This is a genomic window from Chryseobacterium lineare (assembly GCF_977014045.1).
In genome coordinates, this window is sequence record NZ_CDRNIQ010000001.1 from 1,986,377 (window position 1) to 2,011,893 (window position 25,517).

Below are 25,517 nucleotides of genomic sequence, written 5' to 3' on the forward strand. Positions count from 1 at the left end.
CACTATCTGAAACTAAATTTATATTTATTAAATCTGTAAACTATTTTCCATAATAAACCGGTAAAAAGGCAGCTAAGGTATTGTTGTCAGCCAACGCTTTTCCCGCCAAAAGACTACGGCATAAACGGTTTCCTCCCTAAAGGTACCCTCCAATTATTCCGTTTCCTTTTGGTTATTATTCATTGTCAACACTTCATATCTGCTTTCTTTTTTCCGGTTTTTCTTTTGAAAAATATTCTGTGACGCCTGAAAGGCTTTAGGATAAGCTGGAGAAGGGATGGGAAACAAATCTAAAATATAATAGGTACGGGAAACCCAAGTCTCTGCCGTACAAGAGCAATCACATGGATTTTAATATTGTCAATGAAATAAAATTAATCTACTCACGAAAAGGAAATTCTGAGAAATTAATAAGCTGTTCACGTGATGCCGTTGATGTATTTCGTCACTACTTTGACCCTGATGAAATAGATTATAGAGAATCGTTCTTTGCATTATATCTAAATCAGGCAAACAAAGTTTTAGGGATAAAGAAAATATCCGAATCAGGAATTACCTCAACGATAGTTGATGTAAGAATTATTATGCAAGCAGCCCTATTGTGCAATGCAACTGCCATTATAGTAGCACATAATCACCCATCAGGAAATTTAAAACCCTCACCGGAAGACTTAAAAATTACTCTCAGCATAAAAAATGCATCAGAATTTTTAAATATTAAATTATTAGATCATTGTATTCTAACTTCAACAGATTATATGTCGTTTGCCGATGAAGGACATCTTTGAATAAGTTTTACAATTATTAGAGTAAGCGACAATCCTTCATTGTCACTTATTTAAAATTCGGCGAAAAGACAATCCCTTCCTTTGGTCGGAAAAGTCTTTTCGCATATTGTAAGGAGTAACCCTATTGAAAAAATTAGCTTACATCAATTTTCTCAAAAAGGTTACACAGACATAGTAAGGTTATATCAGATAACCATAGATGTAAAACAAAAGGCTATTTCTCATGAAATAGCCTGAAATTTTAAATGATGATTTCTTATAAATTTCCTACACTTTGAGAATTAAACTGAAAATTCACTTCCTGCTTATTACCCATGTTATCCGAAATCCAAATATCAAAACTTTGAGAGACTGACGATTCGGAAGTATAGTATAATCTAAATTCCTTTTTACTTAGCGGATAGAAATCATTAGGAACAAAGGATGGATTGTCAAATAACCGCAAACTTCCGACTCCTTCAGACTGAAAATACCGGAGCGAGTAAGAAGTACCCGCATAACTTCCACTTGCTATAATACGACATCTGATCTCTACAGTTTCACCTTTAGAAATGTATTTCTGAACAGGCATCACCTCTACCTCAAAAGGAAAATCCTGCTGAATTTCCAAAGTATCTTTCTCACATGATTGTATAAGTAATAAGATCATCACTGGAATGATGAAATACTTGAACAATAATTTAAATTTATGATTAAGTATATTTTGCATTTTATATTATTTTAAAAATTACATCTTATTCCAACACCAAATAGAGCCTGTAACTGCGCCATCTGACTATTTCTCAAATAGCGAAGTTGTCCGTTGACCAGAAAAACCAAATGTGGTGTCAGATAGCTTTCGATGGACAACTTTCCATTTACCCCATAAATAAAGTGATCTGCTCCGGTAAGCATTGAACCGTCATATAGCAATTCATTACCTTTGTTAACCTGCTCATAACCTGCCAGAGCGCCAATTCCCAAATTAAGATTGACATATCTCATAATATCTCCCCATACATAAAAACTGTATCCTCCATTGAACAGAAATATTTCTATAGGAATATCGTAGTTGGTGTACTTATAATACTTTCTGCTATATTCTGCCAGCCCAAACAGATAATTTCCGTTCTTTCCATAAGAAATAAGCCCTGCTGCTAAAACATAATTTTGTTTTTCGGGAGAACTAGGAAAGACAGAATAGGATATTTCAAATCCTTTTTGCTTCGGAATCATCTGTTGTGCAAACGACTTTGAACTCATTGTTAAAATGAAAACCACTGCTATCAATAATCTGTTCATCTTATTTGGTTTTAAAATTTAAACTATTGATCAGTCTCGCGTTGATCAGTTCTCTATTCTCAAGCTGAATTTTTTGATGCCGTCCTCCGTTTCTTTCAAGAACTTCAATCTCCAAAACCTGATCTTCTAACAACGTAAATTGATCCAGTAAATAAACTCCTATAACATTGGAATGGTGAGTTGCAGTCACAGAAGGCGAGTAAACTCTGATTGGTACCAAGAACTTATCCTGAATAACAGTTTTTTTTAAATTCTTCTTATCAACGATCTTAAAGTTCACTATTTCAATTTCGTAAGCGACGTTGCTGCTGTTATCAACCTGTAAGGTAAAGTAGAATTTATTGTCATTCACGTGTAACGCCCCGACAGAGAACTGAATACCGAAGCTCTTTGACGCAATATGTTTAATGGTCTTCCGGCTCTTTCGATACAGATTTTCCATAATCAATTCTGTAAGTGATGACGAGCTTCCTTTGAGATCTTCAAAAAGTACATCAGTTGAATACTCCCTTTCAATACTTCTCTGCATCTTTACAAGATCGTAACTGAGGACACCAGGATATGCACTGTAAAAAACATCGAAACTGTAAAATTTTCCATCTTCTGTAATGACCGAAAAATTGGTTTCCTCGTCAAAATCCCTGACAGCCGACTTAACCCGAAGAACATTTCCGACAGGTTCTGCTTTATTAGCAACCAAAAGATCACTTCCCAGATCGACGTATTTTATTGATGAAGGAAAAATCACATGAGTGGTTTTACTGTAAGTCACCTGCATCCTGAAAGGTTCCAGCTTTGCCCCTTCCAATGAAACATGGGTCATCACGGAATCCTGACCAAATGCTCTGCTTATAAACAGCAGAAACAGAATAATGATAATATAATGGCTCTTTTGTGTATTCATTTTTTAATTTTTTGATTAATTATTTTTGGATACCAGCAAGACCTGATGGCCTGATTTTACAGTTACTTTTAGCTGCCGCACCCTTTTTTGAAAATAGCCGGACAACCCTTGTAAAACATCCCTGCTTAAATCGGCCGTAACCTGCTGGCCAGCTGATTGGGTCATCATAATGTTGGTACCGGAAGTCTGGCTCATATTGGCAACAACATCGCTGACCGCATTTTGCTCCGGTGAATACGGAACATTTAACCCCAATTGCCCATCATTATCATAGATATTGATTTCTACAGGATAGACGCTGCCCTTATATTGAATGGAGGATATTGTTAACTGAAGTCGCCTACCCTGAAATTTACCTGAAGCGATAAGCAAACTGCCCGGAGGAAGTTCTGTACGCCCTACCTGCAACGCCTCGATCAGTCTTATGGATAGTGTACTTTCATTGACTACAGTCTTAGTCTCATCGATAATACCTTTTATTGCATTTTTAGACTGACATGAAATTACCATTTCGTTCTGAGCATCATAAAACCTATTTTGATTCAGACCTGCAACAAAAGCACTGTCTGATGGCTCTCTGTATAATGAGGAAACGATATTGGAATATGCAGGTCTTACTGAAGTCAGTTTAACTTTCATTTCAGTAGATTTGTTAGGCTCTTCTTTTGGTGCAGACCGTTCCTGTCTTGGAGTTGTCTGAAGGTATTTGGCTGCCATTTGATACGATTTTTCCATTAGTTCTAACTGATCGTTTATTCCAAGACCTGCTGGAACAGCAGTGTTCTGCATCGCTTCATTTTTTAATCTTGAGATTTCTTTCCTCAGATTATTAACTTCCTGATCATCCCGGCCATAGAACGAACTCAAAGTCTGCTGTGCATTGCGATAACTGTTTATAGCATTCTGATCGGATTGCTGAAGAGTACTCGTATTAGATGTTAAAGCAGAAGTATTACCATTGGAATTTGAAGTACTCTGATCATTCCAAAAGTCCGATAAAGTGGTTATCGTATTTTTTTTCTCTTCATTTTTTTGCTCCAGCAGCTGTTGCTCGTAAGCCTTTTGCTTATCCGACTGCAACTGTCCATCCTTCGCCTGTGGAATAGAAGCATTAAAACCTGCTTCTTCAACTAGGGTATTATTGGATTTTGGTTTAAAAATAAGGTAAAAGCAAGTTGCACAAACGGCAGCCATCAAGAAATAAATAACCGGTTTCCTCAGTCTCTCCCATTGGGCTTTCGGATGATCACTCAATTCATTGAAATTTTGAGGAAGATCATTTTCTGTAATTTTAATTTTCTCTGGATCTTTCATATTCTATTCTTTTGCTGGTTAGTTTACTATCTCATGACGTTCTGATTCTTTTCCGATAGCTTTCTTAGAAATTCCGTCAATATGATTGATAGATATGGTATTTCTTCTTTGACCTGTCGAAATAAAGACGTTGATAATAACAATGATGGTTAGCAGAACATAACCGCCAAAGAAAACTTTGGTTAGCAATCTTTGCTTCGCTATAGGAAGAACCTTCCAATGATTCTCCATCTTTAAAACATAATGTTCGATTTTATCTCTTATTTTTTTCATTGCGATCATGTTAGCGTTCAACAGTTTCTACATCTTTGTTTTCAATCACGTTGAATTTTTCTATCGTAAATCCCTGTGGATTGCTGTCAGACCGTACGGAGTTCACCAGTGAGCAATTCGTAATTAAATTTCTGATGGTAAGATTACTGGATCTGATAATGAACTGTCTGGCATAAGTTTTTACGGCGTAGGGATAACTGTCGAAGTTGGCAACAACACTGTCCACTTCAATCCTCTGCTGGATATTACCGGAAATAATCCTGTTATAGTATCCTTTCTCCTGGAGGTCTTTGTAGTAGTTAAATGCGGATTGGTCAGCCAGATTGAAGGCCCTTTTGACATTACTTTCAATCGCATCCTTATCAGGCGCTATCGTGAAGAACAATTCATGAAATCGTCTCACATGTTCCCTAGCTTCAACAGGCCTATTGATAGACATATCCTGTGATAACGCCACCATTAAGGATTTACCGTTATCTAATACATAAATCTTCTGACGCTGTTCTTCAGCAAATTGGTAGGATTTGAATACCACAACACCTACAACTCCAAAACATAACACGGCAAAAACGAATGTGAACAGACGGATTTGCCTGAAGCTGCTCTCAATATTTCTTAACGTTTTAAATTCCATAGAACTGTATTTTTATTTTAATAATCTTCCTGAAATATTACCCGTTGCTGAACCTAACGCTGCTCCCGCAACATTGCCTGACTTCGTTGCAGTCTGATTCACATTGCGCATGAAATTGCCTGCGCCTCCTGCCTGAATTACCCAACCTGTAACCGTTGGCACCGTAAAATAACCGATGATGCCGATTACCATATAAATAATGTACACGGTATTGGAAGTGTCAGGAATGAAAGTCGGATCAGCCAGCATTTCGATATCCCGTTCTAAAATCAAAGTCTGTATCTTGGCTAGAATAGCACTGAATATATCAGCAACCGGAAGCCATAAATAAACACTAACATACCTTGTGAGCCACTGGGTTAATGTGGTCTGAAATCCATCCCAGACAGAAATCGCAAAAGCTATCGGTCCCAGGATGGAAAGAACGATCAGAAAGAAGGTTCTGATGGTATCAATAACCAACGCTGCTGATTGAAACAGAATCTCCAAAAATTCACGAAATCCGTCACGGATATCTTTCTTGATCGCAAACATTTCCCTTTCAATATACATACCCGACATCGTGACCAGATCCGAAGGTGACCATCCCAATTCTTCCAGCTTTTTGTCAAATTCTTCGTTTGAAATAAGGTAAGCCATCTCCGGATTTCTAAGCATTGCTTCACGCTCCAAAAGATCCTTTTTCTGCTGCAGATCGTTCATATCTAAGACCTGATTTTCCAGTATAGAATGACTTCCTTGGACGATAGGGCTCATCACGCCATTCAGACTTCCTAAGACTAATGTCGAGAAAAACATAATGCAGATCCCTATGGCAAAGGGTCTCAGCATGGGAAACAGATCGATAGGTTCTGCACGGCTTAATGACTGCCAGACTTTTAATGCCACATAGAAGAGTGCTCCTAAACCGGCAACTCCTTTTGCTACCGCAGCCATATCGGCGCACATCGGCATCATTTCCTGGTAAACGGAACGCAGGACTTCGTGTAAGTTGTTTGGTTCCATCTTACCAGTATTTTTGATTGGAAGTTCCGTAAAGATCTAATACCCTTTGGGTATTGTTTTGCTTTTTTGCTCTCAGATAGCTGACTGAAATATTTTTATTGGTGTAGTATCGTACCAGATTATGATAGGCTTTCACTTCCTTGTACACTCGATCAATAACATCCATTCTTTCTTTGTCGTTGAGGGAAAGACCGTTGGATGTAATGATCTCTTTGAGTTCTTTCAACAGCTCCGTACTCTCTGTAAGCAAAGCGGAATAGCCATTGGCGATTGAAGCTAATTCCTGAGCATTGAAGTTGGGGTCATTCAGCATTTTACCGAAATTGTTAACATACATCTCCGAAACATCGCCCACTAAAAGTACGGTCTGTTGTACTTTTCTGGCATCTTTGACTAAATTATTGATGGCTTTAAGCTTATCGTAATACTCCTTACCCTGTTCATACACCTTTTTAACTTCATTGAAGTTCTTAACAACATTAGATACCGTCGATGAAGTCTGTACAATTTCGTTGGCGGAATTTAATATTCCTGATGCCAGATTAGCTGGATCAGTTACGACGAATTGTGCTTTTGCAAAAGTTACGGTAGCTAAGAATGCTACCATTACTGTTTTAATAATTAAATTTTTCATTGTTATAAAATTTTAAATGATTTAATGGTCTTTTGTATTCGATTTGATTCTCTTTAGAGAAATCCGCTTGATGGCATGTTCAACATTGCCGTCTAGTTCCGATGCAAGATTCATCACTTCCATTTTTTCCGTCTCTTCAGTGGTATAAGCCAGGTATTCTTCAGTAGAAACTTCAGTAGCATACACCGCAGAGTGCGTTCCACCCAGTCCAATCCAAACTTCTTTGTACAATCTTCGTGGATCGTTATTCATATTGATAGACAGCACCTGAGATTTTTCCTTGTCCGTTAATCCCAGCATTGCCTGGATATCATCGAACTTGTTCATGTACTTCCTTTGATCAAGAAGGATCTTACAATCGGAATTATTGATAATACTTTCTTTGACAATCGGTGACTGGATAATGTCGTCAACTTCCTGGGTCACCACAATCGCTTCCCCGAAGAATTTTCTGACTGTTTTGAATAAATATTTGATGTATTCCGCCATCCCCTCTTTGGCAATGGCTTTCCAGGCTTCTTCGATAAGGATCAGTTTTCTGATTCCTTTCAGTCTTCGCATCTTATTGATAAAAACTTCCATAATAATAATGGTCACGATTGGGAATAGAATTTTATGATCCTTAATGGCATCGATTTCAAAGACGATGAAACGCTTGGATAACAAATCCAACTGCTTTTCCGAATTCAGCAGATAGTCATATTCACCGCCTCTGTAATACGGTTCCAGCACATTAAGAAAGTTGGCAATATCAAAGTCTTTTTCCCTGACTTTCTTCTGCTCCAGTATTTTCTGATAATCGTCTTTGACATAATCATAGAATCCATTGAAAGACGGATGTTGGTCATTGGATTTTATTTTTTCAATATATCCACTTACTGCATTGGACAATGCTACCTCTTCTGAGCGTGTCGGTGGTTCGTCATCTCTTTTCCATAGAGTCAAAATCAGTGTTTTAATACTCTCCTTTTTTTCAATGTCAAAGACACCGTCATCGGTATAGAATGGGTTGAAAGCAATCGGATTATCCTCGGTATAAGTAAAATAAACCCCATCCTCACCTTTCGTCTTTCCTCTGATCAGTTCACACAGTCCCTGGTAGGAATTTCCCGTATCAACCAACAGAACATGAGCGCCCTGCTCATAATACTGCCGTACCATATGGTTGGTGAAGAAAGATTTACCACTTCCCGAAGGTCCGAGAATAAACTTATTTCTATTCGTAATAATCCCCTGCTTCATCGGCAGATCTGAAATATCCAGGTGAATAGGCTTGCCGGTCAAACGGTCAGCCATCTTGATCCCAAAAGGGGATGGAGAATCCTGGTAATTGGTTTCTTCTGTAAAAAAACACAATGCAGGTTCAATAAACGTGTAGAAACTTTCTTCACTTGGAAAATCTGCTGCATTACCTGGAATTCCGGCCCAATACAAGGTGGCTGTATCCGTCGTATTATGGCGGGGCTTACATTCCATGAGGGCCAAAGCACTACCCGTATCATTCTTTAACTGCTTTAGCTCAGCAGGATTATCAGACCATGACATAACATTGAAGTGAGCACGCACAGACTGCAAACCGTAAGAATGGGCTTCATTCAAATACTTTTCAATCCATTCCTTATTAATTTGATTAGCTCTGCTATACCTTGCCAGAGAATGCATGTTTCTTGCAGATTTTTCAAACTGGCGAAGATTATCATCGCTGTTGTCGATGAATAGATACTGGTTATAAATATGATTGCAACTGAGCAGAAGTCCCACAGGGGAAGCAAATGATAGAAGACAGTCACTGCGGTCGGTGCTTAACTTCTCATAACGGCTGTGCGATGAAACAGTACCGGGCAGATCCTCAGTATCTGATAAGGTGTGCATAGTGATTCGGTTATTACCGATCCGCATTTCTTCAGATCCTAACTTGATATCCTGCAATGATGGATGGGTTTCACGGGATAGAGTCAGATACTGTTCCAGTAGTCCTGACTTCTCAGAAGTTCCCGATATCTCATCTTCTGTCATCCTTTCCAGATGGATATAACCACTGTCATTCATTATCCGCTCCAGCTGGTCAACAGCTTCAAGAAAGCGATTGATGATTTCTTTGTCCTTGATGTCTTTTGGAATCAGCTTGCCCTTGCACAGAGATGAAAAGTTGCTCTGCATACGCATTCTCTCCTTACTGGTTTTCGTGATGAACAGGTAGCAGTAATGATTTAAAAACGGTCTCTCATTGAAATGCCTTTCAAATGATTTTGAGAGAAAACTCTGGTCTTCTTTCGAAAGATCAGGAGTATAATTTTCTTTAATAAACCAGTCCTGCTTGTGAACGACAGTGAAATCAGGTAATGTTTTAATCGCTTTGAACCAGGCGGAGTGCATTGCTTCGTACTCAGCAGAAGCAACGGTAAACAAATCAGGGAGTCTTACTTTAAAGCAAACCGTAACATCAGCGTCTTTTGAAAGGATACAATCATTTTCAATCGCCAACAGTGGAAATTTACTTTCCAGAGTTGCGGCCTTGGAAGAATTTCTCATAGGTCTGTTCTTTTACGGTTAGTTTTCAAATACCTGTAAATACTCTTTCGACTGATGACGTATTTTGGATGCTTTCTGTGTGCACCCAATTTCATCAAGCCATGTTCCCCGTATTTTGCATTCAGTGAGAAGGTCTGCCAGATGAGAATTCCACTGCTGGCTCCTCCAAGAATCAGGCAGAGATAGGTATTGAGCCCAGCCATATACATAATCATTACACAGATCAATACCCCCAGCAAGCCTCCTGCGAAAATAAAAAGGTACTGTGCCTTTAGCCCTTTAAATTCTACCGTCTTCCCTATTCCTTTATTGATATGATAGGTATTCATAATCATCATTTTAAAGGAAGAATGAGCGAAGAATTGTCGCTGCAACAATTAAGAAGATACATGCTCCAAACCAGCTTGCAGCGGTCTTACTGGTGTCTGGATCACCACTGCTGAACTTGTTGTAAACCTTGACACCGCCGATTAGCCCTACAACCGCACCAATAGCATAAATTAATTGGGTGGCGGGTTCAAAATAAGAGGTGACCATCTGTGTTGCCTCATTGATTCCCGCTGAACCATTACCTTGGGCAAAAACTGAATTAAATGTTACCAATGTTAAAATTGCATACAGCAATTTTCTTCTTTGTTTTTCCATTTCTTGAATTTTAATTTGTTGGAACACTGCGCTCTGCAGCTTTCGGAAACAAATTTGTTCTGGAAAAACGAGGTATTTTTTTCTTGTCTTTGAGCATACCTACTTGGCTTCAGAAGACACCGTTTCTTGTAATAAATGATAGAAAATACCAGATTGACTTCTGCCATTCATCAAAAAAAAGGGAATCTGCCTAGACAAATTCCCCAATATCGAAACCTTTTACATCATCATTATGTCTGGAAGTATCAACGCTCTGATTTTCCGAATTACTTCGTTGTAATAGTCTGGCAACCTTCAATGTAGCACCTTCCAATGAGTTCTCTAAAAGATTGAAAAGCTCCGTTCCATCTATTTTCCGAATAATGTTGACTGCTTCTTTATCCAAAGCGGGCTCCGGAACTTCGTCCTGAAGCAACCGCCCCACAGTACTTAATTCCTGAAAGGTAACCCCTGAAGCAAAACCGTTCTCAATTTTTATATCACGCTCATAGCGCCACTCTTCTTCTTCTTCTTCTTCTTCTTCTTCTTCTTCTTCTTCTTCTTCTTCTTCTTCATCTCCCAAGTCCCAACTGCTTGCAAAAAGCTCCTCCAAGTTTTTGCTTACAGCAGAGATTGCTACTTCGTCATCTTTGGTTTCTGACTCAAAAATAACTGTGCTCTCATTAAAATACTGATTCTGGCTTTTAAGGCTATCAATTGGCAATGAAAGTCTTTGATCATCTTTTATCTCCCCCATTAAAATGTCAGACTTCTTATTTTTTTTGACGATCTGCTCAAAGTCATTTCGCTTCTTTGACCTTTTTTCAATCAGCAGCAGAATGATCGCAATTAATAATCCTATTATGATAATCTGTTCCATACTTGATAATTAAAAAATTGGTCGGTATTTGCTATTGAAATCATCAGTGATTTCCTTTTCAAACATTTCAAAATGATACGCCAGGATATTATCCAGATAAGCATACAAAGGAATCTGATCATCGGCGATAATCTGGATAATTCGGGAGAGACGTTCGTGATATTCAGGACGGATATAAATACTTTTATCACCCCGTTTAGTCATCGTATGATGGGTTAGAAACTGCTCGACATAGCTAACATCTGAGGGCTTCTTATTCTTCAGCCTATTTTTTGTTGTACTTTTTTCCGTTGGAGGATCATCAGTCTGCGCAAGAACTTTTTTGTTTGTACTTCCTGCCATAATGGACATCAGGTATTGCTCATCAATGCCATTATCTTCCCTATTATTTTTTTCATATTCCATACACTTATAATTTTACAATTCTTAAAAATTCCTCTATAAACTTGTCCAGCCTGCATTGAGCTAGCAGCTTAGAATCTGCAGGCAGCAATGTCGAACGGAAGACAGTCTTTGCCAATGACTCTCCTTCTTTCCGAAATCTTTTACTGTCTGCAATTGTTGTTTCCATAAGGTGTAACCCTAAATCTGTAATTACCTTACTGTAATTTTTGTAAAGAATTGATTTTTCTCTTCCATCTACCTGGTTCCAAAACAAATGAATACTCTTAATTCCCGTTTGATTTTCTTTCATCAAAACATTGGTAAGAACATCAGTAAAACTTAACGTACTCTCCAATACTACACGATCCGCAGTAATAGGAGAAAAAATATAATTGACATTCACAAGGGTCCTTAAAATACCTGCCGTATTAACAGTCCCTGGTAAATCTAAAAAGATGACATCGGGTATAATCTCTGAGCCGTTAACATAAGCACCCATTTCTTCTAAAACCTTATCGGTTTTACTCTGAAAAATGGGATACGCTTTTTTATTGATACTCGTAAACTGTTTGTGAGCCATCTTTTTTAAAGTCTCATTCTGCATCACCATTTTTAGGTCCCGTTCTCGCATTTGTAGTAAACTGTATTGCGGAAAGTCGCAGTCAAAAACAGCAACTTGATATCCCTTTTGATAATGAAGAAGACTTGCAATGAGTGTTGTAAAGGTGCTTTTTCCTACTCCTCCTTTTTGAGTTGAAAATGCAATAACTGTGGGTTGTTTTTTTGATTTCATTTTATTGATTTTTGGTTAAACATATTTGATGGGATGAACGGGTGCAATCTTCTAAGCAGTAATGACTTCAAGCAGGCTATTTGGCTATCGCTAATACCGGATGAGATTCCTGACCGATGTACTGGCTTACATCAGTACTGAATGAATACTGTGTTTCTATCATGACAGATTGACTGTATTATCGCTATCTCTCACAAATGATATCCGAATGGCTTGCATGCCGGACTGCAAGAATGCAGGATTTCAAAAGTTCAAGATTTCTGTCAGATCTGCAATTAGGCGCTACTGCCATCCATCTGGTGCAAATAAATACTGTTTACATTTCAATGTTTTTCAATTGGTATATTTTGTCTTTAGTTGTCCGCCTTTGGCAATATTCTCTGTACAGTAAATGTGAGCTGTAGTGGCTTACTTTGTTTGCAAGAGACTGCGGAGCCTTAGGAAATTGTAGTGTTTCATTGAGAGATTGCATTGATCTATTTCACTGACGAGATTTCCTTTCACCCGAAAGGGGCAAGTTGTGTTTTAAGCATCTCGAAATAAATTCAGCTGCTTCAAACAACTTGCCCTTGCAGGGGCAGAAACATCCTCCGAAGTCGGTGTTTTAAAATTAAAATGGAATATGATGGAAGACAGTAACAAAAAACAGAAAAAAACAGGACGCCGTCCTAAGATTGACCCGGCAAAGATTCGGTATTCAATCTCTTTTAATGAAGAAGAACATGTCCGCTTTTTAAGTCTCTTTGAGCAATCCGGCATGAAAATTAAAGCCCACTTCATCACTTCATGCATTTTTGAAAATAAGATTAAAACGATAAAAGTTGACAAAGGAACCATAGACTTTTATATGCGCTTAACATCTTTTCACAGCCAGTTTCGGGCTGTAGGGATCAATTATAACCAGATTGTTAAGATGTTATACACTACCTTTTCTGAAAAAAAAGCAGCCGGACTTTTATATAAGCTTGAAAAAAACGCAGTTGAAATGGTGGACATATTCAAAAAAGTGATCGAGATTACTGAGGAATTCAATCGGCATTATATAAAAAATACAGACTAATATGATCGCTAAAATTGGACATAGCAACAATCTTTTTGGCGTTTTATCCTATAATAATTTAAAAATACAACAGGAAAAAGGAGAAATCATACTGACCCGCAATATGATAGAAACACCCGACGGAAAATATTCAGTTAGCCAATTGGCGAAGTCTTTTGAACCTAATTTATTAGTAAATCAAAACACTGAAAAACATACACTACATATTTCTCTTAATCCTGATCCGAAAGACCAGGTCTCAGATGAACAGTTTAGGCAAATCGCACAGCAATACATGGATGAGATGGGATATGGAAATCAGCCCTTTGTAGTTTTTAAGCATACGGACATAGACCGTACTCATATTCATATCGTTTCAGTTTGTGTAGATGAAAACGGAAAAAAAATTTCTGACAAGTTTGAGAAAATTCGATCCATGAAAGTTTGCAGGAAACTGGAGAAAAAATTTGGCTTGGCAGACGCATCAAAAAAGGAAAGTATAAAAAATGATAAAATGTATAAGTCCGTCAATTATATGGCCGGAAATATAAAAAGCCAGATCGCATCAGTGATACGATATTTACCGGAACATTACCAATTTCAGTCATTAGGCGAATACAATGCACTCCTATCGTTATTTAATATAACGGTGGAAAAAGTCGAAGGAAACTTACATGGGAATCCGTGTAAAGGGCTTCTCTATTTTCCCTTAGACAGTCAAGGGAAAAAAGCCGGAAACCCCTTCAAATCTTCCCTGTTTGGAAAAAACACAGGAATATTAGCTTTGGAAAGACGATTTGATACCTGTAAAACTGAAATGACAAACAGTATTAAAAGTACATTGAAATCTGAAATTATAGATGTTTTGAAAGCCTCAAAAAATATAGAAAGTTTTAAAAACAGTCTTGTGGAAAAAGGAATTGACACGGTGATTCGCAGAAATGACCAAGGAAGAATTTATGGCATGACTTTCATCGACCACCGTTCCAAAACAGTGTGGAACGGCTCAAAATTAGGAAAAGAATGTTCAGCCAACGCCTTTAATGAATACTGGAACAGGCCGCGACATGAAACAGCTATTATCAGTAAACAAATGCCGGTTAATGGTCCCTTCATAGAATACCACAATCAAAATGTCGATGTTCATCCGATGTTTGATTTCTCAGACAAGAATACTTCTGAAATTACAGAAGCATTTGGCGGGCTTTTACCCGAGGTACAAAATGTAGAATACAATGAAACCGAATTTGAATTCCGAATGAGAAAAAAGAGGAAACGAAAAAGAAACAAATAAGTACTTACATGGCCATATCATTATTTTAACAGCCAATTTTTTACACTATATCTAAACAAATCTACTTTTCCTCTGCACTAAAAAATATAAAAATGCAGGGAGAAGACGATTTAAGGGGGCTTGCCAAAATTATGGCATTTATGAGGGCAACGAGTATCATTATCACGCTGATGAATATGTACTGGTTTTGTTATAGCTTTTTTGAAGAACTGGGTTGGACATTGGCGATTATTAATAAAATACTGTATAATTTCAATCGGACAGCCGGTCTTTTTTCACATCCAATCAATTCAAAGCTCTTTTCTTTTGTACTGCTCGCTCTAAGCTGTCTAGGAACCAAAGGGGTTAAAAATGAGAAAATAACATGGTCTAAAATATCTGTAGTTTTAACCATTGGAATTCTTTTATATTTCTTTTCAGCACCGCTGTTAAAACTATCATTATCAGTCGCCGTATTTCTCTATATTTTCCTGACAGCCTGCGGATATATTCTTTTGATGGTGGCTGGTGTCTGGATGAGCCGTCTCTTAAAAAGCAGTTTGATGCATGATGTGTTCAACAACGAAAATGAAAGTTTCCGGCAGGAGACCAAACTTCTTCAAAATGAATATTCAATCAATCTGCCAACCAAATTTTATTATAGAGGAAAGTGGAACAGTGGCTGGATCAATGTTGTTAACCCATTCCGTGCAACGATCGTATTAGGTACCCCGGGTTCGGGAAAATCATTTGCGGTGATCAATAATTACATCAGGCAGCATATCGAAAAAGGCTTCGCCATGTACATTTACGATTTTAAATTCGATGACCTTTCTTCCATTGCTTATAATCATCTGTTATTGCATTCAGATGCTTATCAAATAAAACCAAAGTTCTATATCATCAATTTTGATGATCCGGGAAAAAGCCACCGATGTAATCCGCTAAACCCCAATTTTATGACCGATATATCTGATGCCTATGAAGCTGCATACACGATCATGTTGAATCTCAATAGAAGCTGGATACAGAAACAGGGAGATTTTTTTGTTGAAAGTCCCATTATTCTGTTGGCAGCGATTATCTGGTTTTTAAAGATTTATGAGAACGGTAAGTATTGTACTTTCCCACATGCCATTGAACTGCTGAATAAAAAGTATGAGGACGTTTTTACAATTTTAACCTCTTACCCGGAATTGGAAAACTATCTCTCCCCTTTTATGGACGCATGGCAAGGAGGAGCACAGGATCAGCTACAGGGACAGATTGCGTCGGCAAAAATACCATTATCACGAATGATCTCGCCTCAATTGTACTGGGTAATGACTGGTGATGATTTTTCCTTAGATATCAACAACCCCGAAGAACCAAAAATATTATGCGTAGGTAATAATCCGGATCGTCAGAATATCTACTCTGCGGCTTTGGGTTTGTACAATTCAAGAATTGTTAAGCTGATCAATAAAAAAGGACAGTTAAAAAGTTCAGTAATCATTGATGAGCTGCCAACTATTTATTTTAGGGGGCTTGATAATTTAATCGCCACAGCAAGAAGCAATAAGGTTTCGGTTTGTCTGGGATTTCAGGATTTTTCCCAGTTGACCAGAGACTATGGAGATAAAGAAAGTAAGGTCATACAGAATACAGTTGGTAATATTTTTAGCGGTCAGGTAGTTGGAGAAACGGCAAAAAGTTTATCAGAACGTTTTGGAAAAGTACTCCAGAAAAGACAAAGTATATCTATCAATCGCAATGACACTTCAACCTCCATCTCTACCCAGTTGGACAGTTTGATTCCTGCTTCTAAAATCTCAACCTTGACGCAGGGATTTTTTGTCGGCGCCGTATCAGATAACTTTGATGAGAGAATAGAACAGAAGATCTTTCATTCAGAGATTGTTGTAGATACAGTTAAGCTTTCTCGGGAAACGAAAAATTATGAGAAAATACCAAACATCCGATCTTTCACTGATAAAGACGGAAATGATCAGATGCGCAAACAAATCGAAGAAAATTACAAAGGAGTTAAGGCAGATATTCTTAGCATTGTCACCAATGAGATGGACAGAATAAAAAATGATCCCGGCTTACAGCACTTAATTAAAAATGATTAAATAGTGAAACCTCAAATCGTAAGGTATTTGAGGTTTTGATTTAATTACTCTGCATCACTGTTCATAAAATACTGATTAAGATTATCACTGACCAGCTGAAGAAATTTTGTAGGGCCTTGCTTTCGGTTACGGATTTCAAATACGGTTTTATGGAAATTACCAAGATCGCAATCCAATGATTTTTCTACAACTTTTATCACTTCGCTTAATTCTATATTACCGCCGTTAAAACAACGCATCTGGTAAAGCGCATAGGTAAGCTCTATAAGGCCAACCTTTGATCCCGACCAAGTCAGGGGAGAGAATATTTTTGCTGTTATCTGGTCATTCGAACCGTCAATCTGTTTTTTCAAATATTGGTCAAATTGCTCATTGGAAATAAATCTGGCGATCAAATGGTCATGAGATGTGGTAAAATTGGGATCGTAGTTGTAAAAACCAGATGATAGCTTCATTTTCAGATCATACGAGTTACGTACAAATATTTTATGGTCCAGATAAGTCGCTTCGCGTTTATAATAGCTGTAAAACTCAGAATGTTCCACATAAAAGTTTTTTAGTTTCTCCTGCTCTGCTTCGTAGTATTTTTTTAGTGTCTTATTCCCTGCGGCCGGTTTATGAGACTCAATGTCCAGTACAGCAGAGTAATAAATAAATTTAGAGATAAACTGTGGTTTGAGCTTCTTAAAAAAAAGTACTTCCTCGGCAATATGATCAAATTGATGGTTGGAAACCAGAAGTTTCAATTTCCGTATTGCCTCATCGATAATGAGTAAAGCCTTTTCTGAAATTTTGATCAGATCATTTCCGTCGTCATAGACTTCGTTAATCTTTACATCGAGAGCTTCCAATAATTGTGAAGTTCTTTTAAAAATTGTTTTTGTTACCATGTCTTTTTTCAGGAATTTACAAAAAATCCATAATGCATGATGTAATCAACTAATACCCAGTTCCTTTCTTCGATTCTTTATATAATCTGTAGGTCGGATACCATTGATATCGAAAAATAAATTTGAAAAGTTCTGGCGGGCAGCAATGCCGCATTCCTCAGCTAAAGCTTCAATAGTATAGTTTAAATATTTGCTGTTCGTGTTGAGTAAATTCGTTATATAATTAATACGCAGTTCAGCCATGTATTTATTAAAATTCATTCCCTTTTGCTCATTAATATATACAGAAAGATAATGGGAATTGGTTCCTAACTTTAAGGCAATACTTTTCTGTGTAATCCCTTTCTTCCTGAATTGTTCTTCCTGCTCAAACCGCTTAAGCTTTTCTCTGATCTCCGCGGTCATTTCGGGGGTAAGAGAAGTCTTTCTTATTGGAAACTCTGTCAATTCGTCTTTTAAAATATCATTGATATTATAAGTTCCATCAGCTATCCTCTTCTGGAGAAGGTCGTATTGTTTTTTGATCTTTTGATCCTTTCTGTGCCGCAGCACCAAAAAGCCCAGGACTACACTGCCCGACGCAATTAATATCTGAGCTATTACAATTTTTTTACTGCTGGACTTCTCTATTTCTTCTTTTGCGTCAATTAAGGTCTTTCGGTCGAAGTCCTTATGAAGCTTTGAAGATAAATAAGGGAAATCTTTGCTGATTAAACTGTCCGCTTTTAAAAGCTGATTGGTATAATACAGTTGTTTGTTGACATCCTTATTTTTATAATTATCGATGAGATAATGATAACTCTTATATACCTCCGGAAGTATAAAATCATGCTGATTAAAAATAGAGTCTATCTTTTTATAGCATTCTACCGCACGATCAATGTCATTTTGAACTTCATAGGTTTTTCCCAGGTAATAATATACGACAGAAGCCCAGGCAAAATCGTTTCTTTTGAGAATAGCGGGTAAGGATTGTTGCAATTGGTTCCGTGCACCGTTGTAATCTTTTTTGTGATATCTGGAAATTCCGATGCATTTTAGAAAATAGCTTTTTTCCAATGCAAAATCGCTGTTATTGGCAGTTAACCGATAACCCAACATACTTAAACTGTCGCTTTTGTTAAAGTTATTCAGATATCTGTTAAGTACAGTCAATTGATGTAAGCAGTTGAGATAAGCCTTTTCGTAATTAAACTTTTCATTCTCATGATAGTTTTCATCCAGCTTCGACCTGTAATACGAAGTACATTTAAGAAAGTGATTCATTGCTTCGTCATAATAGCCCAAATGACCTTTGACAATTCCTAAATGGTAAAGGACTTTATAGTAATGGTATTCATCTTTTGAGCCCTTCAAGTAGGAATAGGCTTTCAGATATTCATTTAAAGCCAGCTTATATTTTTTCTGATAAAAATAGTAGATAATCCCCTTGCTTAAGTATTCTTTACTTATATCATCATGGGTTCCATGATTCAAGCTGACGGTCAGTGCACTGTCAGCATACTTCATTTTGTTTTTGTAGTCGAACTGTCTTCCGTCTCTATACCCTTGAATAAGCTTTGAAAAGTTATTTTCTTTTTTTGCTTTCTGGATATACAGTTTTACATAGGGCATTGCGTTAATGTCATCTATGGTCATTTTTTCATACGGTTTTCTGATTTCACTGTAAGTTCTTTCCTCTTTCTTTTGTGAAAATAAAAAATGTGAAAAAGCAGAAAATAAGACGAGAAAGTAATAAAACTTTTTCATAGACTGATATTTAGAACCTCACCATCTCAAAAATAATCATTTATGTTTTAAATAAATCAAAATTTAAGGACTTGACCACCATCAATCACAAAACAAAATTAAAACACTGTAAATCAAATATTTATACCACTTCTTCAGATGTGTTAATTTTAAAATTGATACGTATCAATTTTAAAATAGAGTCATCGAACAGTTTTTTTTGCCTCATAAGCCGGATAATTTTGACATCAGAATTCTAATATAAACCGGCCGGGATAACCAAATTAAAATTATTACAATGAAAAAGTTTATCCCATTTTTTAGTATAGTGATCGGAGTAGTTTCTCTACAAAACTGCACCCATCGAGATGATGATATAATATCAAATAATGAAAAGATTGAACAACCAGAACCTACAATAAACGGTTTGATCATGAAACAGGATTCCGCTAAATCCATAGAGGCGATTGAAGACCCCGAAACAAAAGATCCTCCTGTAAGAGACGGCGATAATTGGCGGCTTACTAAGCAGAAAAACTAAAGATAGAACTATGATTCCTCATACCTCTATATCAGTTGTTACAGGCTTACCATGTCCAAAGAGTGGCATCTGGGAAAGTATGGGGAATTTCAAGACTACCATAACCCTTTCCAAAGGGGAGCCAATGCCTGAATATTGCGGATGGAAAATCAAATGGAGACTGGTACAGGTCTGTTAAAACCAAAAATAACAAGCCATGAAAAATTTTTCTCTGATAATCCCTACTATTGTAAGCTACTTCTTTATCTTGTTGTTTGTATATGCAAGCATAAGTAAACTGCTTGATTTTGAAAACTTTCAAGTACAGATTGCTCAATCACCATTATTAAGCGCTTATGCCGACAGTATCTCGTATGGCGTAATAATCATTGAATTAGTGATTGCTGGATTGCTAAGCTTAAACACAAGTCGAATATTCGGTCTTTTTGCATCTTTCAGTATGATGATCGCCTTTAGTGTATATATCTACCTTATACTTTATTACAGTGAGTTTATTCCGTGTTCATGCGGTGGCATATTGGAAAATATGGGATGGAAAACACATCTGATTTTTAACATTGCAACCTGCATATTGGCAGGATTAGCAATTTTCATGATAAAAGATTCGGATATTAAATCCAATGCATTTAAGAAAGTTGCTTTCCGGCTTTCATTTATGGCAGGTACTGGTATTTTAAGTGCCGCAGTTGTTATTTATCTTTTCTATTCATCAGAATATATTATTAAAAAAGAGAATAATTTCACCAGAAGATTTCTAAATCATCCTATTATTCAGGAAAATGTTCTTGATCTTGGAGTTGATTCCTATTATTTTGCGGGAATTAATGGGGATTCTATTTACTTAGGTAATACTACATCACCATTCCAAATCTTAAAGTTGGATAAAAGCTTAACAGCTACAAAACAAATCATGATTATTCCGGAAGGTCATTTCAGGTTTAAATCTTTAACTTATCAAATATTTGGCAAAAAGCTGTACGGCTTTGACGGAAGTATTCCTATAATTTATAAAGGATCTATATCAGATTCTGCGATAAGACTAAAGACAATTAGTTTTGAGGATGCCTTTTTCAGCCAAATTCACATATTAGATTCTTTACATTTTGCCATAAGGACACAAGAAAATCAAAGTACCAATAATGTGTTGGGATTGTTAAATCTTAACGATGAGCCTAAGGTAAAATTAAATAAGAATATTTTATCATCTAAAAACAATTTCGACGCAGATGGAAAAATTCTAGCTGATCAGGATGTAAATGAGCTCTACTACATTTATTTCTACCGAAATCAAATTTTGAAAATTAACAATAAACTTAATCTCGTAGGCATTATCAATACAATCGATACGACCTCGATTTCCAAAGTGGAAACGGTAAAATTAAAGGATGGTGCAATTAAAATCAGCAAGCCCACCCAGGTAATTAATCAGTCTACAACTTTACACCATGGACTTATTTTTAACAGATCAGGGTTAAAGGGAAAATATGAGCGTAATGAAAGCTGGAAGTCATCCTCAATCATCGATGTGTATAAAATTAATCCTTCTCAATATTGGGGCAGTTTTTATGTACAGCACCGCGGCGGTAAATCACTGTCTCATATGCTTGTAACCGATCGGTATCTTTTTGCTCTGGTCGGAAATGATCTTATCCGTTACAAACTACGCAAACCACTTACGGATGGGATGAATGGGGTTAAGCCGAAAAACCATAAAACAGAGTAGGCAATAATTTTTAACATCAAAATATCATGAAAAAATTAAGATCAGCAATTTTACCATTAGTAATTGCTACAGTAGGAGTAGGAAGTGCATTTGCTTCCACCACAAAAAAGAATTCCAATTCAGTTGATATCCAGGGTTATTTGTTTCGCCCCAATGAAGTGGAACAATGTCAGCCCATGTCCAAGTTCTGTGACAACAACGGAGCCTTTGATTGTACCGTTTCAGGACCGGGAACAGAAGCTCTGCGTATATTTAACGGCACCAGCTGCCCTAATATACTTAAACATAGCGTTGCTAACTAAAAAAAGAGGATGCCAAAAGGCATCCTTTTTTAATTCATTTGGGAGATCCATTTAGAACCCTTATTCTTCAAATGATAATCAAACCACTGATAAATCCTTGAATAAAGATCTACCCTGTTTTCAATTTTCTGCAAACTGTGGTCGTCATCGGGATAAAAAAGAGCAATCACCGGCCTTTTATTCCTTCGCAGGGCTAAATAAAACTCCATCGTCTGTTGCCAGTCTATGTTTTCATCTTTTTTACCTGTCCAAAGAAGAATTGGTGATTTGGCTTTCTCCGCATAATATACTGGGCTGTTATCAATGTACAGACTTTTATGGTTTGCAAAATCCCCCGGCATTCTGTATTGCCCGCCTTCAAACTGCCAGTAAAAAGGTCCATTCCACAAATAGTTGTATGAATGATATGATCGTACCAAATCACTATTGGCTGCGCCCGCCACATAAGCCGCAAATGTATCGGATTGTGTAGCAATAAAATTGGTTTCATAACCTCCATGGGAATGTCCGATTAAGCCCACTTTCTTAAAATCAATAAAGCCATATCTTTTTAAAGCATTTATAGAACTTTCAACACAGTCCAAAGCAGACCGACCTGGTCCCCGTTCATCAAAGACAATTTCGGGAAGAAAAACAAAATAATCATTTTCAACCAGATACCTACTGTTAATTCCTTCCGTACTTCCAAACATACCATCAACAAGGTACTGATTGCTTTCAGATCTCTGACTTTCATAGATTGAAACCACCATAGGATACTTTTTGTTTTTATCAAAATTAACAGGATAAATCAATACTCCTTTTAAATCGATTCCCTTTTCATTTTTTGACGATATCCATTCAGATTTGATTTTCAAAGCTTTATGATCTTGCCTTACACTGTTGTATAAGATTTTTTCATCCTTTTGCTTCAGACATATCTGAGGAGGCTTGTTGATATTGCTTCTTACAAATAAAAATTGTGATCGCGACGAATAATCAAACATCTCTGAAATATAATCCCCAGTAGGAGGCACAATAAGGTTGATGGTTTTCCCATTAAAAGAAGCTATAGCATTCGTATTATCTTCTTTTTTCCAAAGATGAAGCAAAACCTCTTTATCATCAGGAAAAGAAGTTTTATAAATAGGCGAACCAAAGCTAATAGGAACTTGCTCCCCATTAATAAGTTTACTTCGAAAACCTTCCGGAAGCTTTATAACCTGATGCCTTCCTAAGGAAATAGTATAGACCTCAAGGCTGCCTTCATTTTCAAAGAGTATCACTTTAGAGTCCTGAGAAAAGTAGGCTCTTCTTTCAGATTTAACGGGGATAACTTTTTTATCTCCATCATCAATACTGACAAGAAGCCATTGTCCGTCTTTTGGAGTTAATACATATTTTCCCAAGGGATCTGTATAGATAACAGCTCCTGTTTCCACCAGAAAATCATGTTTCTGCAGGTTAATGTCATACCTGGATATGGAATATCCAAAGGCTTCTTTAATGAAATCTTTATGTTGATAAAGATCGTAAGAAAGTAAAAACTTCGAGCTCCCTACATAAAAAGCATGACTATGTTTCTTATCCTGGACTGCTGTTATCTTTCCTGTCTGATGATTCCAGATCATAATTTTATGCTCCGCATCATCAAAAAACCTTTTATCGATTTTTTTATCATTTCCGTACCATATTTCTACTGCATTTTTATCTTTTGGACCGGCCTGAAAGGTCAGGTTAAGCAAAATATTTTCGCTGTCGATCCTAACAGGAGCCATAACCACTGACTTTATATCTTTTTCACCATCACCTATGAATTCCTTAGTTATATGCCCCGCGGTATCATGGTAAAAAATTTTATAGCCTGACTGATGTTTTTCATAGATAATAAAAGAGTTTTCTGAGATCCACTTGACACTTAACCAAGGTTGTGCTGAACTATGCAGCAACAAAGAAGAATCTTTTCCAAGAGACCATAGCCTATACTGATCCTTCTCTTTGGTCACATAATAAAAGTCCCCGTCTCTGAAGGTACTATTAATTACCCCTGCTATTCTACGTACTACTCCACCTTGTTCATCATTGATCACTAATGAATCATTTTTTCTGATGATCAATTGATTAAACTTTGCCAGATAATAAGCAGAACTAACCTCTTTCCATAGTACATTTTTTTTTGAAGGCAGTTTCATGAGCACTGCGTCGGCACCACTTGCGAAAAATAAATAACCTGATTTAGTAAAACGAGCCGAATGGCTATTGGGAAACTGTAGGATAGTCGCCTTTTTGTCTTTTGTATCAACTACGACCAGCGTATCTTTATTCTGTTCATATGATTTATTGAAAATAACAAATCTGCTGTCTGCCGACAATTGTGGTGCAGCAATACCAAACTGATGGTTTCTAAGTTTATCTGGAATTTGAAATGTCGTTGAATTTCCCTGAGCCAATACTATTAATGGCAAAAGGAAAAGAAATAAAAATAGCTGTCTCATTATATTAATAGCCATTGTTCTGCGGGTTTAAAGATGGGTTAAGGGCCAGTTCAGATACCGGGATCGGCCATATCGAGTGAAAGTTTTTCCAGTTGGGTTTGGATTGACTGAGTATATTGAGTTTTCCATTACGCTTTAAGCTCAGAAACCGAATCCCTCTTTCTGAAAAGAATTCTCTTCTGTTTTCTGCAAGGATCTCCTCTAATACTACATCTTTTGAAATTGTGTTTGAAATATTACCCAATCCTGATAAGCTACGAATGACATTGAGATAATGGACAGCCTCAGGAATTCTGTTTTGCTGTGCAAGGGATTCTGCCAGAAGCAGATAAGCTTCCTGTAATCTGAATACGATAGAATACTCATCACTATTGGATGTTATTGTTTTGTATTTATTGACTTTATAATAGGTTTTAGAACCGTTTACCACATGAGACATCCAGAATGTTTTTCTTTGATCTGTAGGGGAAAAGATGGCAAGTAGATTTTCTGAGGCCGCATAATATCTGGGTACACCTGAAGAGAAATTGTATAAGGATGCTTCTGGTGTAGCGGTATTGGCGTAAATAGGCTTGAGCTGCCATAAGATATGCTTCCCGTCTTTCTTAAATGTCTTTGTAAGATCCTGAGGAAAACTGTACAATGGAGAGGTCGTAATACCCGTAAGTAAATTCTCTGCCGTGTTCCATTGTTTTAACCTCACATAGACAATCGCCCTCAATAAATCAACAGTTTTTCGATTGATATAAATCCTTTCAGCATTTCGGTATTCGATATCAAGAAATGGACTAATTATCGAAAGATCCTGGGATATACGTTGCAGGATCTCGGTACTGCTTAGTTTTGAAAGTGACTGGTTGATGGAATAATCAGTTGATGTTGTATAAGGAAGGTTACCAAAAATTTCAGTGAGGTAGTAATAGATTAATGACCGGATAAAAATAGCCTCGCTTTTAATTCTGCTTTTATCTTTCTCAGGTATACCTGAAGACTTTTCCAACCCTTCAATAATAGCATTAGCCATATAAATTTGCCTGTAACCATTTCCCCAAACCAGCTTTACAGTGGTATTGGAAGCGTTTTGAATATTATTGAACAAATCCATAGATGCATTATTAGAATAAACATCATATCCGTCCAGATCATCGGTATAGCTTCCTAATAAACCTCCTGCACCGGTAGAGCCACCTGCAATAATAGAGAAAGACTGCATTTCAGCGTATAATGCCGAAAGTGCTCCCTCGGCAGTACTGGTTGACTCAAATACCTGGCTGGTTGTAAGCTGGTTGATAGGAAGATCAACTTCAACAAGCTTTTCGCAAGAACTGTAACAAAGCAATACAGCGAGTGTAAGCACTATCTTTTTTATAATTGTATTCTTCATGAT

At 37.0% G+C, this 25,517-nt stretch carries 26 protein-coding genes; 8 read left to right on the top strand and 18 right to left on the bottom strand.

Annotated elements, in window-relative coordinates; translation table 11 throughout:
* Positions 1-344: 344 nt before the first annotated feature.
* Entirely contained in the window at positions 345-788 is a 444-nt protein-coding gene (locus ACWNCI_RS08635) for a JAB domain-containing protein (protein ID WP_449387996.1), read from the top strand.
* Positions 789-1,044: 256 nt separating this feature from the next.
* On the opposite strand, the gene ACWNCI_RS08640 is transcribed toward ACWNCI_RS08635, so the two are convergent.
* The 14 genes from ACWNCI_RS08640 to ACWNCI_RS08705 form a co-directional block, all read right to left on the bottom strand.
* Positions 1,045-1,497, bottom strand: coding sequence for a DUF3872 domain-containing protein (locus ACWNCI_RS08640; protein ID WP_449387997.1), 453 nt, complete (start codon positions 1,495-1,497; stop codon positions 1,045-1,047).
* An 11-nt stretch (positions 1,498-1,508) separates the two neighbouring features.
* Positions 1,509-2,069, bottom strand: coding sequence for a conjugal transfer protein TraO (locus ACWNCI_RS08645; protein ID WP_449387998.1), 561 nt, complete (start codon positions 2,067-2,069; stop codon positions 1,509-1,511).
* 1 nt (position 2,070) lies between these two features.
* A complete protein-coding gene (gene traN, locus ACWNCI_RS08650) occupies positions 2,071-2,973 on the bottom strand; it encodes a conjugative transposon protein TraN (protein ID WP_449387999.1) in 903 nt (300 codons plus the stop codon).
* A 15-nt stretch (positions 2,974-2,988) separates the two neighbouring features.
* Positions 2,989-4,287 (bottom strand): conjugative transposon protein TraM, encoded by a 1,299-nt coding sequence (traM, locus tag ACWNCI_RS08655; RefSeq protein WP_449388000.1) that lies wholly within the window; start codon positions 4,285-4,287, stop codon positions 2,989-2,991.
* Between the two features lie 18 nt (positions 4,288-4,305).
* Positions 4,306-4,560, bottom strand: coding sequence for a hypothetical protein (locus ACWNCI_RS08660; protein ID WP_449388001.1), 255 nt, complete (start codon positions 4,558-4,560; stop codon positions 4,306-4,308).
* A 10-nt stretch (positions 4,561-4,570) separates the two neighbouring features.
* The gene (traK, locus tag ACWNCI_RS08665) at positions 4,571-5,194 is read right to left on the bottom strand and encodes a conjugative transposon protein TraK (RefSeq protein WP_449388002.1); all 624 of its coding nucleotides are present in this window, start codon (positions 5,192-5,194) and stop codon (positions 4,571-4,573) included.
* Positions 5,195-5,206: 12 nt separating this feature from the next.
* Entirely contained in the window at positions 5,207-6,199 is a 993-nt protein-coding gene (traJ, locus tag ACWNCI_RS08670) for a conjugative transposon protein TraJ (RefSeq protein WP_449388003.1), read from the bottom strand.
* Between the two features lies 1 nt (position 6,200).
* Positions 6,201-6,833 carry a DUF4141 domain-containing protein gene (locus tag ACWNCI_RS08675; RefSeq protein ID WP_449388004.1) on the bottom strand — a complete coding sequence of 211 codons (633 nt, stop codon included), beginning with the start codon at positions 6,831-6,833 and terminating at the stop codon, positions 6,201-6,203.
* A gap of 21 nt (positions 6,834-6,854) precedes the next feature.
* Positions 6,855-9,365, bottom strand: a complete 2,511-nt coding sequence (locus ACWNCI_RS08680) for a TraG family conjugative transposon ATPase (RefSeq protein WP_449388005.1) — start codon at positions 9,363-9,365, stop codon at positions 6,855-6,857.
* On the bottom strand, positions 9,362-9,694 hold the full coding sequence (locus ACWNCI_RS08685; protein ID WP_449388006.1) for a DUF4133 domain-containing protein: 333 nt from the start codon (positions 9,692-9,694) through the stop codon (positions 9,362-9,364). The genes ACWNCI_RS08680 and ACWNCI_RS08685 overlap by 4 nt, the downstream gene beginning before the upstream one ends.
* A gap of 10 nt (positions 9,695-9,704) precedes the next feature.
* Positions 9,705-10,010, bottom strand: a complete 306-nt coding sequence (locus ACWNCI_RS08690) for a DUF4134 domain-containing protein (RefSeq protein ID WP_322924914.1) — start codon at positions 10,008-10,010, stop codon at positions 9,705-9,707.
* A gap of 190 nt (positions 10,011-10,200) precedes the next feature.
* Positions 10,201-10,869, bottom strand: a complete 669-nt coding sequence (locus ACWNCI_RS08695) for a hypothetical protein (RefSeq protein ID WP_449388007.1) — start codon at positions 10,867-10,869, stop codon at positions 10,201-10,203.
* A gap of 9 nt (positions 10,870-10,878) precedes the next feature.
* A complete protein-coding gene (locus ACWNCI_RS08700; RefSeq protein WP_449388008.1) occupies positions 10,879-11,274 on the bottom strand; it encodes a DUF3408 domain-containing protein in 396 nt (131 codons plus the stop codon).
* Positions 11,275-11,278: 4 nt separating this feature from the next.
* Entirely contained in the window at positions 11,279-12,046 is a 768-nt protein-coding gene (locus ACWNCI_RS08705; RefSeq protein WP_449388009.1) for a ParA family protein, read from the bottom strand.
* Between the two features lie 625 nt (positions 12,047-12,671).
* On the opposite strand from ACWNCI_RS08705, the gene mobA reads away from it, so the two are divergent.
* From mobA to mobC, 3 genes are all read left to right on the top strand, one after another.
* On the top strand, positions 12,672-13,106 hold the full coding sequence (mobA, locus tag ACWNCI_RS08710) for a conjugal transfer protein MobA (RefSeq protein WP_449389488.1): 435 nt from the start codon (positions 12,672-12,674) through the stop codon (positions 13,104-13,106).
* A gap of 1 nt (position 13,107) precedes the next feature.
* A complete protein-coding gene (gene mobB, locus ACWNCI_RS08715) occupies positions 13,108-14,379 on the top strand; it encodes a conjugal transfer protein MobB (RefSeq protein WP_449388010.1) in 1,272 nt (423 codons plus the stop codon).
* Between the two features lie 92 nt (positions 14,380-14,471).
* Positions 14,472-16,472, top strand: coding sequence for a conjugal transfer protein MobC (mobC, locus tag ACWNCI_RS08720; protein WP_449388011.1), 2,001 nt, complete (start codon positions 14,472-14,474; stop codon positions 16,470-16,472).
* Between the two features lie 44 nt (positions 16,473-16,516).
* Here mobC and ACWNCI_RS08725 read toward each other — a convergent pair whose 3' ends face one another.
* Positions 16,517-17,362, bottom strand: a complete 846-nt coding sequence (locus ACWNCI_RS08725; RefSeq protein ID WP_449388012.1) for an RteC domain-containing protein — start codon at positions 17,360-17,362, stop codon at positions 16,517-16,519.
* A gap of 45 nt (positions 17,363-17,407) precedes the next feature.
* Positions 17,408-19,111: a helix-turn-helix domain-containing protein gene (locus tag ACWNCI_RS08730; RefSeq protein ID WP_449388013.1), complete on the bottom strand. Its 1,704-nt coding sequence runs from the start codon at positions 19,109-19,111 to the stop codon at positions 17,408-17,410.
* Between the two features lie 277 nt (positions 19,112-19,388).
* On the opposite strand from ACWNCI_RS08730, the gene ACWNCI_RS08735 reads away from it, so the two are divergent.
* From ACWNCI_RS08735 to ACWNCI_RS08750, 4 genes are read left to right on the top strand one after another with little or no spacing between them, the layout of a single operon-like run.
* A complete protein-coding gene (locus ACWNCI_RS08735) occupies positions 19,389-19,631 on the top strand; it encodes a hypothetical protein (RefSeq protein WP_449388014.1) in 243 nt (80 codons plus the stop codon).
* A gap of 10 nt (positions 19,632-19,641) precedes the next feature.
* Positions 19,642-19,809, top strand: a complete 168-nt coding sequence (locus tag ACWNCI_RS08740; RefSeq protein ID WP_449388015.1) for a hypothetical protein — start codon at positions 19,642-19,644, stop codon at positions 19,807-19,809.
* Between the two features lie 18 nt (positions 19,810-19,827).
* Positions 19,828-21,354: a MauE/DoxX family redox-associated membrane protein gene (locus ACWNCI_RS08745; protein ID WP_449388016.1), complete on the top strand. Its 1,527-nt coding sequence runs from the start codon at positions 19,828-19,830 to the stop codon at positions 21,352-21,354.
* Positions 21,355-21,380: 26 nt separating this feature from the next.
* Positions 21,381-21,656, top strand: coding sequence for a DUF6520 family protein (locus tag ACWNCI_RS08750; protein WP_449388017.1), 276 nt, complete (start codon positions 21,381-21,383; stop codon positions 21,654-21,656).
* A gap of 29 nt (positions 21,657-21,685) precedes the next feature.
* On the opposite strand, the gene ACWNCI_RS08755 is transcribed toward ACWNCI_RS08750, so the two are convergent.
* On the bottom strand, positions 21,686-24,145 hold the full coding sequence (locus tag ACWNCI_RS08755) for an alpha/beta hydrolase family protein (RefSeq protein WP_449388018.1): 2,460 nt from the start codon (positions 24,143-24,145) through the stop codon (positions 21,686-21,688).
* Positions 24,135-25,514, bottom strand: a complete 1,380-nt coding sequence (locus tag ACWNCI_RS08760; protein ID WP_449388019.1) for a RagB/SusD family nutrient uptake outer membrane protein — start codon at positions 25,512-25,514, stop codon at positions 24,135-24,137. The genes ACWNCI_RS08755 and ACWNCI_RS08760 overlap by 11 nt, the downstream gene beginning before the upstream one ends.
* Positions 25,515-25,517 lie beyond the last annotated feature (3 nt).

What these genes read in the sequence shown, in the direction of transcription:
- ACWNCI_RS08635 (WP_449387996.1), top strand. Translation starts at nt 345, where the DNA reads ATGGATTTTAATATTGTCAATGAAATAAAATTAATCTACTCACGAAAA.
- ACWNCI_RS08640 (WP_449387997.1), bottom strand. Translation starts at nt 1,497, where the DNA reads ATGCAAAATATACTTAATCATAAATTTAAATTATTGTTCAAGTATTTC.
- ACWNCI_RS08645 (WP_449387998.1), bottom strand. Translation starts at nt 2,069, where the DNA reads ATGAACAGATTATTGATAGCAGTGGTTTTCATTTTAACAATGAGTTCA.
- traN (WP_449387999.1), bottom strand. Translation starts at nt 2,973, where the DNA reads ATGAATACACAAAAGAGCCATTATATTATCATTATTCTGTTTCTGCTG.
- traM (WP_449388000.1), bottom strand. Translation starts at nt 4,287, where the DNA reads ATGAAAGATCCAGAGAAAATTAAAATTACAGAAAATGATCTTCCTCAA.
- ACWNCI_RS08660 (WP_449388001.1), bottom strand. Translation starts at nt 4,560, where the DNA reads ATGAAAAAAATAAGAGATAAAATCGAACATTATGTTTTAAAGATGGAG.
- traK (WP_449388002.1), bottom strand. Translation starts at nt 5,194, where the DNA reads ATGGAATTTAAAACGTTAAGAAATATTGAGAGCAGCTTCAGGCAAATC.
- traJ (WP_449388003.1), bottom strand. Translation starts at nt 6,199, where the DNA reads ATGGAACCAAACAACTTACACGAAGTCCTGCGTTCCGTTTACCAGGAA.
- ACWNCI_RS08675 (WP_449388004.1), bottom strand. Translation starts at nt 6,833, where the DNA reads ATGAAAAATTTAATTATTAAAACAGTAATGGTAGCATTCTTAGCTACC.
- ACWNCI_RS08680 (WP_449388005.1), bottom strand. Translation starts at nt 9,365, where the DNA reads ATGAGAAATTCTTCCAAGGCCGCAACTCTGGAAAGTAAATTTCCACTG.
- ACWNCI_RS08685 (WP_449388006.1), bottom strand. Translation starts at nt 9,694, where the DNA reads ATGAATACCTATCATATCAATAAAGGAATAGGGAAGACGGTAGAATTT.
- ACWNCI_RS08690 (WP_322924914.1), bottom strand. Translation starts at nt 10,010, where the DNA reads ATGGAAAAACAAAGAAGAAAATTGCTGTATGCAATTTTAACATTGGTA.
- ACWNCI_RS08695 (WP_449388007.1), bottom strand. Translation starts at nt 10,869, where the DNA reads ATGGAACAGATTATCATAATAGGATTATTAATTGCGATCATTCTGCTG.
- ACWNCI_RS08700 (WP_449388008.1), bottom strand. Translation starts at nt 11,274, where the DNA reads ATGGAATATGAAAAAAATAATAGGGAAGATAATGGCATTGATGAGCAA.
- ACWNCI_RS08705 (WP_449388009.1), bottom strand. Translation starts at nt 12,046, where the DNA reads ATGAAATCAAAAAAACAACCCACAGTTATTGCATTTTCAACTCAAAAA.
- mobA (WP_449389488.1), top strand. Translation starts at nt 12,672, where the DNA reads ATGGAAGACAGTAACAAAAAACAGAAAAAAACAGGACGCCGTCCTAAG.
- mobB (WP_449388010.1), top strand. Translation starts at nt 13,108, where the DNA reads ATGATCGCTAAAATTGGACATAGCAACAATCTTTTTGGCGTTTTATCC.
- mobC (WP_449388011.1), top strand. Translation starts at nt 14,472, where the DNA reads ATGCAGGGAGAAGACGATTTAAGGGGGCTTGCCAAAATTATGGCATTT.
- ACWNCI_RS08725 (WP_449388012.1), bottom strand. Translation starts at nt 17,362, where the DNA reads ATGGTAACAAAAACAATTTTTAAAAGAACTTCACAATTATTGGAAGCT.
- ACWNCI_RS08730 (WP_449388013.1), bottom strand. Translation starts at nt 19,111, where the DNA reads ATGAAAAAGTTTTATTACTTTCTCGTCTTATTTTCTGCTTTTTCACAT.
- ACWNCI_RS08735 (WP_449388014.1), top strand. Translation starts at nt 19,389, where the DNA reads ATGAAAAAGTTTATCCCATTTTTTAGTATAGTGATCGGAGTAGTTTCT.
- ACWNCI_RS08740 (WP_449388015.1), top strand. Translation starts at nt 19,642, where the DNA reads ATGATTCCTCATACCTCTATATCAGTTGTTACAGGCTTACCATGTCCA.
- ACWNCI_RS08745 (WP_449388016.1), top strand. Translation starts at nt 19,828, where the DNA reads ATGAAAAATTTTTCTCTGATAATCCCTACTATTGTAAGCTACTTCTTT.
- ACWNCI_RS08750 (WP_449388017.1), top strand. Translation starts at nt 21,381, where the DNA reads ATGAAAAAATTAAGATCAGCAATTTTACCATTAGTAATTGCTACAGTA.
- ACWNCI_RS08755 (WP_449388018.1), bottom strand. Translation starts at nt 24,145, where the DNA reads ATGGCTATTAATATAATGAGACAGCTATTTTTATTTCTTTTCCTTTTG.
- ACWNCI_RS08760 (WP_449388019.1), bottom strand. Translation starts at nt 25,514, where the DNA reads ATGAAGAATACAATTATAAAAAAGATAGTGCTTACACTCGCTGTATTG.